Annotated in this window: 8 protein-coding genes, 1 tRNA gene and 1 pseudogene; 9 read left to right on the forward strand and 1 reads right to left on the reverse strand. The window is 37.3% G+C overall.

The window, feature by feature from the left end; all coding sequences use genetic code 11:
• The first annotated feature begins 7 nt into the window (after window positions 1-7).
• From P375_RS08880 to P375_RS08890, 3 genes are all read left to right on the forward strand, one after another.
• The gene (locus P375_RS08880; RefSeq protein WP_039136215.1) at window positions 8-1,450 is read left to right on the forward strand and encodes a TrkH family potassium uptake protein; all 1,443 of its coding nucleotides are present in this window, start codon (window positions 8-10) and stop codon (window positions 1,448-1,450) included.
• Between the two features lie 88 nt (window positions 1,451-1,538).
• A complete protein-coding gene (gene mscL, locus P375_RS08885) occupies window positions 1,539-1,940 on the forward strand; it encodes a large-conductance mechanosensitive channel protein MscL (protein WP_039136217.1) in 402 nt (133 codons plus the stop codon).
• Window positions 1,941-1,951: 11 nt separating this feature from the next.
• Window positions 1,952-2,482: a TIGR00645 family protein gene (locus P375_RS08890; protein ID WP_039136219.1), complete on the forward strand. Its 531-nt coding sequence runs from the start codon at window positions 1,952-1,954 to the stop codon at window positions 2,480-2,482.
• A gap of 311 nt (window positions 2,483-2,793) precedes the next feature.
• On the opposite strand, the gene P375_RS12420 is transcribed toward P375_RS08890, so the two are convergent.
• A tRNA-Sec gene (locus tag P375_RS12420) sits at window positions 2,794-2,888 on the reverse strand.
• 99 nt (window positions 2,889-2,987) lie between these two features.
• Here P375_RS12420 and selA point away from each other — a divergent pair.
• From selA to P375_RS12425, 6 genes and pseudogenes are all read left to right on the forward strand, one after another.
• On the forward strand, window positions 2,988-4,379 hold the full coding sequence (gene selA / locus P375_RS08895; protein ID WP_039136221.1) for an L-seryl-tRNA(Sec) selenium transferase: 1,392 nt from the start codon (window positions 2,988-2,990) through the stop codon (window positions 4,377-4,379).
• Entirely contained in the window at window positions 4,376-6,214 is a 1,839-nt protein-coding gene (gene selB / locus P375_RS08900; RefSeq protein WP_039136223.1) for a selenocysteine-specific translation elongation factor, read from the forward strand. The genes selA and selB overlap by 4 nt, the downstream gene beginning before the upstream one ends.
• A 92-nt stretch (window positions 6,215-6,306) precedes the next feature.
• A complete protein-coding gene (locus P375_RS08905) occupies window positions 6,307-7,563 on the forward strand; it encodes a TolC family protein (protein WP_039136225.1) in 1,257 nt (418 codons plus the stop codon).
• Between the two features lie 15 nt (window positions 7,564-7,578).
• Entirely contained in the window at window positions 7,579-9,756 is a 2,178-nt protein-coding gene (locus P375_RS08910) for a type I secretion system permease/ATPase (protein WP_039136227.1), read from the forward strand.
• A gap of 9 nt (window positions 9,757-9,765) precedes the next feature.
• Window positions 9,766-11,106, forward strand: a complete 1,341-nt coding sequence (locus tag P375_RS08915; protein ID WP_039136229.1) for an HlyD family efflux transporter periplasmic adaptor subunit — start codon at window positions 9,766-9,768, stop codon at window positions 11,104-11,106.
• A 223-nt stretch (window positions 11,107-11,329) separates the two neighbouring features.
• A pseudogene (locus P375_RS12425) lies at window positions 11,330-11,436 on the forward strand (IS1595 family transposase); the annotation flags it as partial.

Here is an 11,436-nt window from a genome sequence, read left to right on the forward strand (position 1 = left end):
TAAAACTATGTTTAATCGACCATTTATTCTCTACATTTTAGGTTCAGTGCTTTCTAAAATTGCGTGGTTGATGATTATTCCATTAATCGTAACCTTTTTTCATAATGGTGATGGATTGATTGGTTTTTTAATTTGTATCAGCATCACTCATTTTGTTTCTTTTATTTTAACGCGTAAAAAACCGCAAGATATGCGCTTACGTGTGAAAGATATGCTGTTGTTGACGACTCTGATTTGGGTGATTAGTTGTGTTTTTAGTGCATTGCCGTTCATTGTGATCAGTGATTTTAGTTTTACCGATGCTTATTTTGAAACCGTTTCCGGACTGACGACGACGGGGTCGAGTATTATCGTTGATGTGAGTGATACTTCTCCTGCACTATTGATGTGGCGTTCTACAATGCAATGGTTAGGTGGTTTGGGATTTATTGTGATGGCGGTTGCGGTGTTGCCGTTCTTAAATGTGGGTGGAATGACACTGTTCCGAACGGAGTCTTCTGACAAATCCGATAAAATTTTGCCACAAGCGAGAGATATTGCTAAAAGTATTATTCAGATTTATCTCTCTTTAACCGTTATTTGTCTATTTTGCTATATGTGGTCGGAAATGGATTTTTTTGATGCAATTAATCACGCCTTTACCACGATTGCAACCGGCGGATTTTCAACACGAAGTGGCTCAATGAGCGAATTTAATAGTAATACACAATGGATTTGCACAGTATTTATGTTTATCGGCTCATTACCCTTCCTATTAATGGTTCAAGCAATTCATCGGCGAAATATTTTGGTTTTATTCCGTGATCAGCAATTAATTGGATTTACTGTTTTTGTTTTTATTGTCGCTTTATTTACTGCTACTTGGCTCAATTATGAGAATGTATTTAGTTGGCAGGATAGCCTTCGTTATGCTTTTTTTAATTTAATTAATATTATGTCCACTTGTGGCTTTAGTTTAGGTAATTTTGATACTTGGACGGCAACCACAACAATGATATTTACGGTCGCTTTTATTTTAGGAGGGTGTTCAGGCTCAACTACCGGTGGAATTAAGATATTCCGTTTTCAAATAATGTTCCAAGTATTAAAACATCAAATATTAAGATTGATTCATCCAAATAGTATTTCCGCTGTACATTATAATCGTCATACGGTATCAAATGAAACAGTGTTTGGGATTGTAGGATTTATCTTCAGTTACTTTATGATTATGGCTGTATTAGCAGTGTTAATGGCAATTTCAGGAATGAATTTTGAAAGTGCGTGGAGTGCGGCAGCAACAGCAATCAGTAATGTTGGACCGGGATTTGGTAATGAAGTGGGAGCCAGTGGTAGTTTTGCTAATATTCCGACAGTAGCAAAATGGCTGATGATTTTAGGGATGTTATTGGGACGACTTGAAATTATGACAATTCTTATTTTATTGTTTCCTAATTTTTGGAAAAAATAGTTAAAAATATTTGTATCACATTTTCAATAAAAATATAATGTGCGCCGTTTTAACATTTGATTATTAATTTTAGATTGGAAGTATAAAAATGAGTTTTTTTAAAGAATTCCGTGAGTTTGCAATGCGTGGTAATGTCGTTGATATGGCTGTCGGGGTTATTATCGGCGGTGCATTTGGTAAAATTGTAAGCTCTTTAGTTGGTGATGTTGTAATGCCGATTATCGGTTTATTGGTAGGCGGAGTTGATTTTAAAGATCTTAAAATTATTTTGCGCGGACCGGTCGGTGATATACCAGCAGTGACCTTAAATTATGGTATGTTTATTCAAACTGTTTTTGATTTCATTATTATTGCATTTGCTATTTTTGTTGCAATTAAAGCGATGAATAAATTAAAACGTGAAAAACCGGTAGAAGAACCAAAACCTGCTGAACCAAGCGCAGAAGAAAAATTATTAACCGAAATTCGTGATTTATTAAAAAATAAATAATTAAGGATTTTATGCAACAAGAACAAACAACTCCAAAACCAAATGCGATTGCTAAATTGATTTTTGCCAGTAGATGGGTTCAATTGCCGATCTATCTTGGTTTAATCGTGGTACAGATTATTTATGCCTTTAAATTTTTGAAATCACTTTGGCATTTGATAGTAAATCTTAATCAAATGGATGAAAACACAATAATGTTAGCAGTGTTGAATCTGATTGATGTGGTTATGATTGCCAACTTATTGGTGATGGTGTTGGTTGGCGGTTATGAAACTTTTGTTTCTAAATTAAATACTGATAATCATCCGGATCAACCGGAATGGTTGGATCACGTTAATGCTTCAGTGTTGAAAGTGAAGTTATCAATGGCGATAATTAGTATTTCCTCTATTCATATGTTGCAGACATTTATTAATGCGGCTAATTTGCCGGAAAAACAGGTTATGTGGCAATTGTTTTTACATCTCGGTTTCTTAGCATCGGCATTGGCGGTGGCATATACTGATAGGATTTTATATAACACAACGCATAAACAGCATTAATAATGATAGATGTACTTTTAAAATTCTTCTAAGATATAAACTAAACCTACATTTTGAAGTCAGTTCATTTTGTAGGTTTTTTTGTAGAATTATCAAACCAAGTACAATACCTTATGAAAAAACTTCATAAGGTGTTCTGAGTTACTCCATTGATTTATTCTCTTACTGTTTTGGGAAATTTTCCTGTATTAGCTCATTGCTGTTCTCATCAATAATGTTTAATTGGGATTTTTCCACGATGTTCTTCGTTCTAGCGAGCTTTAAAAATAAAATGGTACTATCAGCTTATTAAGATATGTTAATGAAATTAATGGCGGAGAGTCATAGGAGTTGAACCTACCCAAGACTGCTGGCAGCCTTAACAGGATTTGAAGTCCTGCCGCCTCACCGGAAACGACGACTCTCCCGAGAGTGTAAGATATGTAACAAAAGTGTACTCATTTTACTGAATTTTTCTGATAAAAACAGTATTATTTATTTTATTTTCAATAATTAGGAATCTGTTATGTCAGGATTTTACCGACAACTTCCCTCTATTGATCGTTTACTGAAAACCGAAAACGGTATACTTCTTCTGGAAGAGTATGGACATAGCGCAACGGTTTCAGCAATGCGTAATTTTTTACAGCAAGCAAGGGAGTTCATTAAAATATCGGCACAATTACCGTCGTTTTGTGTAGATGATCAGGCTTTTTTGCGACAAGTGGAATTATCGTTACAACAGCAACGGCAAGTTGCCATTCAACCGGTGCATAATTTAACCGGAACGGTGCTACATACGAATTTAGGTAGGGCTATTTGGGCGGAATCGGCACAACAGGCGGCACTACAGGCGATGCGACAAAATGTGGCATTAGAGTTTGATTTGCAACAAGGTAAGCGCGGACATCGTGATGAAGCAATAAGTGAGTTGTTAGTACGTTTGACAGGTGCAGAAGCTGCTTGTGTTGTGAATAATAATGCGGCAGCAGTGTTGTTAATGTTAGCGACTTTTGCAAAGGATAGAGAAGTTATTATTTCGCGTGGTGAGCTGATCGAAATTGGTGGTGCTTTCCGTATTCCCGACATTATGCAACAGGCAGGTTGTAAGCTAGTAGAGGTTGGTACAACAAATCGTACACACTTGCGTGATTATGCACAAGCAATCAATGAAAATACTGCTTTTTTATTGAAGGTGCATAGCAGTAATTATCAAATTGTCGGTTTTACTAATAGTGTTAGTGAAGAAGAGTTAGTACAGTTGGGGAAAAATAAAAATATTCCAGTAATTACTGATTTAGGTAGTGGAGCGTTGATCGATTTTCGTAATTATGGTTTGCCATACGAACCACAAGTACAACAGAAAGTGGTGGCGGGAGTAGATTTAATCTCATTTTCTGGTGACAAATTATTGGGTGGGCCACAGGCAGGCATTATTGTCGGCAAAAAAGCATTGATTGAGCAATTACAACAACATCCGTTAAAACGAGTGTTGCGTTGTGATAAGGTGATTTTAAGTGCATTGGAAGCAACGTTACGCTTATATCTCGAGCCAGAAAAGTTACCTAAATCATTGCCGACATTAAATGCTTTAACAAAAACTATAGAAGAATTACAAACGCAGGCGCAACAATTATTACAAATGTTACAGGTAAAGTTCGGAGATCGCTTTTATTTAATGATAGAATCTTCTGTAGCTCAAATTGGTAGTGGGGCGCAACCAATGACAAAAATTGATTCTTTAGCGGTAACTTTGCAGGCAAAATCGGCGAAAAGCGAAGATTTATATCAATTAATGACAATACTTAAGTCATTATCGCAACCTATTATCGGTCGTGTTGAAAATAATAAATTATGGTTAGATTTGCGTAGTGTAGCACGAATAGAAACATTATTAACAACGGTAAATGAATTATGATTATAGTCACGGCGGGACACGTTGATCACGGAAAAACTGCTTTACTTCAAGCATTGACAGGCACTAATGCTGATCGCCTTCCGGAAGAGAAAAAACGGGGAATGACGATTGATCTTGGTTATGCTTATTTGCCAATCGGTGATCGTGTTCTTGGTTTTATTGATGTGCCGGGACACGAAAAATTTCTTTCTAATATGCTGGCAGGATTAGGCGGTGTTGATTATGCAATGTTAATGGTGGCGGCAGATGAAGGCATTAAGCCACAAACTGTTGAACATTTAACTTTGTTACATTTATTGCAGTTTAAACAAATTTTAATTGTTATTACAAAAGCGGATCGTGTTGATTCTAAGCTAATTGAGCAATTATTGCAGAAAATTCGCAAGCAATTTCCATTCTTAGCTCAAAATCCTGCATTTATCACTTCCGCTTATTCAGGTCAGGGTATTGATGAGTTAAAGCAGTATTTATTGAAACTGGAAAATCTGAGTGATCAAAATAAACCGTTCCGTTATGCAATAGATCGCGTATTTACTTTAAAAGGTGCTGGATTAGTAGTCACTGGAACTGTATTCAGTGGTGAGGTGTCAGTAGGTGATGAACTTTATCTTTCTTGTGCACAACAGAAGGTTAGGGTTAAAAGCATTCACGCTCAAAATCAGAATTCGTCAAAAGGGGTTGCCGGGCAACGTGTGGCATTAAATCTTGCTACTGAATTAGGCAAAGATGAGATTAAACGTGGAGATTGGCTTAGTAGTTTAGAAATAATGCCTTTTAGTGACAGAATAACGATTAAATTAAAACCAAATCAGGTTTTAAATGACAGTCAGGCGGTGCATATTTATTATGCGGCAAATCATACAATTGGCAAATTTACTCGATTGATCAATGGTGAAAATGATTTAGTTGAATTGGTAATGGATAAACCGTTGTTGATGGCGAGTGGTGATAAATTGATTTTGCGTAATGCTGATGATCAGCAGACATTAGCTGGTGCAACAGTATTGGAGATTAACTCTCCGAAACGGCATAAACGTACGCCGGAACGGTTGAGTTATCTGCAATCGTTATTACAGTGTACTAACAGCATTGAAAGGATCAAATTTTATCTTAAAAATCAGACATTGGAAGTTGCTCATTTACAATGGATAGAGCAGTTGACTTCTAGTCAGTTACGACAATTACAACAGCAACAACATTTGTTTTTATACCGTGATCAGGTATTTTCCTTGAATTACCAACAGCAACAACAACAAGCGTTATTACAGCATTTGGCTCAGTTTCACGAGCAACATCAAGATCAATTAGGAGTTAGTAAGGCACGTTTATGGCGAATGAGTGCCTTGCAACAACCGAAGATATTAATTTTCCATTTTATTGATCAATTAGTAGCACAGCAGCAGATGCTGCAAGCCAATGGTTGGCTACATTTACCTGAACATCAGATTAGTTTTACTTCACAGGAACAGCAGCTTTGGCAAGCGGTGGAGGTGGAATTTACGAAAACCACACAACCTATTTGGGTGCGTGATATGGCAAAAATTTTATCGTTAGATGAACAGGAGATGCGCTGTTTTATGTATAAAGCAGGAAAAATGGGATTATTGATTCCAATTGTGAAGGATCGATTTTTCCGTCAGCAAGATATTCAGCGTTTTGCACAATGGTTAAAAGTTTACCTTCGTCAATATCAACAGATTTCGGTAAATGAGATTAGGGATCAGCTCGGGTTTGGACGTAAATTATCGGTACAGTTAGTAGAATATTTTGATCGTTCCGGATTTTTACGACGAAAAGGAAACTTTCATTTATTAAGAGATGAAGATGCTTTTTAATAAAATAAGCGTAATAGTTAACAACAGGTACAAATAATATTTAATTTGTCCTATAATTACGCGATTTTTAAATTGGTTGAGGAATATAGGTTATGACACGAAATTATTTCACTTACTCTATTCTTGCTTTGGGGTTATGCTTATCGAGTGTTACCTATGCAGCGAATAGCCAAAATACAGAATTGAAACAAATTTTATCCCGTGCTTTTGAGAAAGATCCGGAATTATTAGAAGCAAAAGCCAATACGATGATTGCTCACAATCAAACAGAACAGGCAATTTCGGGGCATTATCCAACACTATCTGTTTTTGGTCGTCAGTCATTAGAGGATTATTCTCGTTATCAAACAAATGATAGAAATAATAAATTTACACCGGGAGCACAGGCGAATGTAAACCTTTACTCTTTTGGTGCAATTGAAAAAAAGGTCGCTTATTCTGAGGCCAATGAAGCTTCTTTCCGTTATAAATATGATGAAACAAAAGAGAATATTGCCTATAAAATTACAGAACTCTATTTAATGGCAATTCGTAGTAAAGATGCGATTGCAGCACAACAACGAGGATTAGCTCGTTTGCGTAGTATTATCAGTGAAATAGAGGCGATTGCAGACAATGATGAAGGACGTCGTTCTGAGTTGGTGCAGGCAGAAGCACGAATGTTTGCAGTTGAGCAACAACAAAATACCTCTGAACGTGAGTTACAGGACGCATTAAGTCAATTGCAACGTTATTCAGGTAAAGCGGTAAAAGTGAGCGGGTTGTCTGATCCTTTTAAAGGAATGACAGCTGTTGTACTAAAGAAACAATATTCTCAAAACCAATATTTGCATCCTTCCTATAAGACTGCTCAAGCTAAAATTAAGAGTGCGCACGCGAGTGTAGAAGCGGAGCAAGCGAGTCGTTATCCTAAATTAGATTTGATAGGGCAGGCAACTAAAGATGATCGCCAGGTTTATTTGAATGTATCTTGGGATATGTTTAATCGTGCTTCTTCATACAGCGTACAGGAAAAAGCACAAACATTAGAAGCTGAAAAAAGTCGTTTAGAGCAGACTAAATTAGAGTTGGAAGAGAAAACTAGGACTGCATTAATTAATTTAGAAGAGTACCAACGTCAAATTGGCACGTTATCAAAACAGGTTAACTCACTTTATGAAGTTACCAACTTTTATAAATTACAATTCCAAATTGCAAAGCGTTCTTTATTGGATTTGTTGAATGCGGAAAATGAATTATTAAGCGCGGAATTAAATCGAGTATCCGCCGAATATCAATTACGTCATTCTGTGTTGGATTATCTTTATTCACAAGGAATGACTACTAAATGGGCTATTGATCTTAAATAGAAAATAAAAACAGTTATGAAGTTAATTATTGAAAATGTTGCATTGGCAACACAAATTTTAGGGTCGCCACTTTCTGTGGCGACACTTGCCTCTCATACCATTCGCCGTAATGGCAACAATCTTGATTTTTCATCATTATGTGAATATTTGCGTAGCGAAGGTTTTGAGAATAATTTATCGCAGCGATCATTGAATGAAATTCCTTCTTTGGCATTACCTGTAATTTTGATTTTACAGAATGAAGAAGCAGCAGTGGTAACTGCTATAGATACTAATGAAGAGGGTAAACGCCTTTATACCATTACTCATACAGATGGTATAAAACAGCAACTTGCTGAAGTAGATTTAGCTGAAAAATATCTTGGTTACTGTTGGTTTATTAAGCCGAAAGTAGAAAAAGATATCCGTTCTGAATTGCCGGAATACTCTTTGCCGAAGAGTTGGTTTTTCCGTATTATTTGGCGGTTTAAAAAATATTATTATCAGGTTATTGCGGCAACATTTATTATCAATTTCCTTGCTTTAATTAGTTCTCTCTATGTAATGAATGTGTATGACCGGGTAATTCCTAATCAGGCATATGAAACCTTATGGGTATTAAGTATAGGTGTGATTTTGGCAATCAGTTTTGAGTTTGCCGCCAAAATGATACGTGGACATTTAACAGATGTGGCAGGTAAAAAAGCCGATCTAATTATTAGTGCGATGCTGTTTCGGCGAGTAATGGCCTTGAAGTTGCAGAATCGTCCGGTTTCTTCTGGTTCTTACGCTAATAACTTACGTGATTTTGAGTCGGTTCGTGAATTTTTAACTAGTGCCAGTTTGCTGACTTTGGTTGATTTACCATTCTTATTGCTGTTTGTTACTGTAATTTGGATTGTCGCTGGTAAATTAGCATTGGTACCAGCGATTATTATTCCTTTGGTGATTGTTATCGGTATTTTGGCACAGGCCCCACTTTCCCGTGCCATTAATGAATCAATGCGTGAATCTTCACAACGTCAAGGCTTGGTGGTGGAAGCAATAGAGGGGATTGAAACTATTAAAAATAACAATGCAATGTCGTGGGCGCAGAAGCGTTGGGATTTTTATACCGCAAAAAGTTCTTTTTCCTCAATTAAAGTAAAAGATACCAGTAATTTTGTGGTGAATTTAATCACCGCTTTGCAGCAGTTAAACACTGTAATTCTAGTAATTTTCGGTACTTATCTGATTCATAGTGAAGATCCGAGCAGCCGTATCACAATGGGGGCATTGATAGCTTCTGTCATTCTTTCTGGGCGAGCATTAGCACCGTTGGGACAAATTGCTGGATTGGCAACTCGTTTCCAACAGGCGTGGTTAGCATTAAAAGGGGTAGAAGGTATTGTATCTAAACCTATTGATAAACCCGCAGATCGTGAATATATCAGTTTAAAACAGGTGCAAGGGCATTTGCAGTTTAATCACGTTTCTTTTAAATATCAGGAAGATAGCCAACCGGCATTGCAAGATTTTAATCTAATTGTACGTCCGGGTGAGAAAGTAGGGGTATTGGGTAAAATTGGCAGTGGAAAATCTACAGCGTTGAAATTAGGTGTTGGTTTGTATGATCCGAGTAAAGGAAATATTACTCTAGATGGTATCAACCTCAAACAGCTTGATCCTTATTATTTACGCAATCAAGTTTTGTTATTAGAACAAAATCCTCGTCTATTCTTAGGAACTTTGCGTGAAAATTTGGATATAGGTCGAATGGATTCCTTCCCGAGCGATCAAACCCTATTAGTAGCGTTGCAACGTTTCGGCTTGTTAGGCTTAGTGCAAAATCATCCGCGAGGATTGGATATGTATCTTGGGGAAAATGGTTTAGGGCTATCCGGTGGGCAAAAACAGGCAGTGGCATTGGCTCGTATGACGTTAAAAGATCCGAAAGTAGTGTTGTTGGATGAACCTACTACTGGATTGGATCAATTCCACGAACAACAGGCTTTGGTAGGTTTGTCACAATGGGTACAAAACCGTACTTTAGTGGTAGTTACACATCGTCCTCAAGTGTTGCAGTTAGTTGATAGAGTGATTGTAGTTGATAACGGAAAAGTGGTAATGGATGGACCAAAGGATGCAGTATTAAAACGTTTAGCACAACCACAACAGCAAGAAGAAGCCACTGTGAAAATAGAACATCACAGCGATGATACAGAGAATAAATAGGTTTGAGCAATGAGCGATAAAAATAACGAAAATAAAAAGGATAACGAGCAAAGCGGAGAGCAGAAAAAGCAGGCTGATAATAAGGCGACATCTCTGAGTACTGAAATAAAAAAATCTGAACAATCACAAATGCCAACAGAAAAAGTGAATAGTAAGGATTTACGTCTGTTAAATGACCTCAATGCGGCATTGCAGGTGGAAAAACACACGGGTTCATTTGCTATGATTTGGCTATTGGGTGCTTTTTTAGTGGTATTTCTAATTTGGTCATATTTTAGCAAAATAGAAGAAGTTACCCGTGGGCAAGGTACTATTATTCCAAATAGCCGAGAACAGATTATTCAAAGTTTGGATCCCGGCATTTTGGATCAAATGATGGTGCATGAGGGAGATTTGGTGGAAAAAGGACAGGTGTTATTAAAACTGGACGACACCAGAAGTTCTGCTATTTTGCGTGAAACACAAGCGAAAGTGGATAACTTGGAAGCGATCACTACCCGTTTGAAAGCTGAAATTTCAGGGCAAACACCGGTTTTTCCGGAAAAAATTCCGCAAGAGATTAAAGATCGTGAAATGGAAGTCTATAAAGCGAAGAAACAGGCACTGGAAGAGGCAGTGAAAACCTTGCGTGACAGTAAAGCCTATCTTGATTCCGAAATTGCCTTGACAGAGCCAATGGTAGCGAAAGGTGCGGTTTCGCAAGTGGAATTGTTGCGAATGAAACGCTCCGCAAATGATATGGCGTTGCAGATTTCCGAACGTGAACATAAATATATCACTGATGCCGGTAATGAATTGGTGCGAGTGCAGGGCGATCTTGACCAAGCGAAAGAAAATCTCGCCGCACGTGCCGATCCGGTGGAGCGTTCCTTAATTCGTGCGCCATTGAAAGGGATTGTGAAAAATATCCGGATTAATACCATCGGTGGCGTCATTTCCGCCGGACAGGATATTATGGAAATCGTGCCGGTGGAGGATAATTTATTAGTGGAAGCCTATATCAATCCGAAAGATGTAGCTTATATTCGCCCGGGAATGAAAGCGGTGGTGAAATTAACCGCTTATGATTATGCGATTTACGGCGGCTTGGACGGTATTGTAACCTTATTAAGTCCGAGTACATTGCAAGATAAACGCCAACCGAGCGATTTAAATCTGAACCCGAACAACTCGTTCTATCGTGTGTTGGTAAAAACCAACGGCAGCCATTTGACTGATAAAAACGGTCACGAATTGCCGGTGTTACCGGGAATGATTGCAACAGTGGATATTAAGACTGGTGAAAAAACAGTATTTCAATATTTAATCAAACCGATTACACGAATGAAGCAGGCGTTACAGGAAAGATAATAGAAGTTTAACTTAATAAAACAACTATATCAAAAATGCTTAAATGGTTGAAATCCTACCGTTCAAGGCAATAAATATCTTAATTGGGAGAGGTGTAACCTCTTCCAAATTAGGATAACTCATAGAACAAAGTTTTATGTGGTTATTCAGTGAGTTGAAGCGTTTTTGTGTCAAGTTAAAATTTGGGGCTGTAGTAGATTAGCAACAATGCTATACTACAAAAATGAAGATAACATATTGTAAATTAAAGAAATCCATGCAGAAAAAACTGCTTGAGTTTTTTGTTGCAGAAGTTACTGCAAGAACAGCAGCAAATTTGCTAGATATTCA

The organism is Gallibacterium genomosp. 2 (assembly GCF_000771895.1).
Lineage (GTDB): Bacteria > Pseudomonadota > Gammaproteobacteria > Enterobacterales > Pasteurellaceae > Gallibacterium.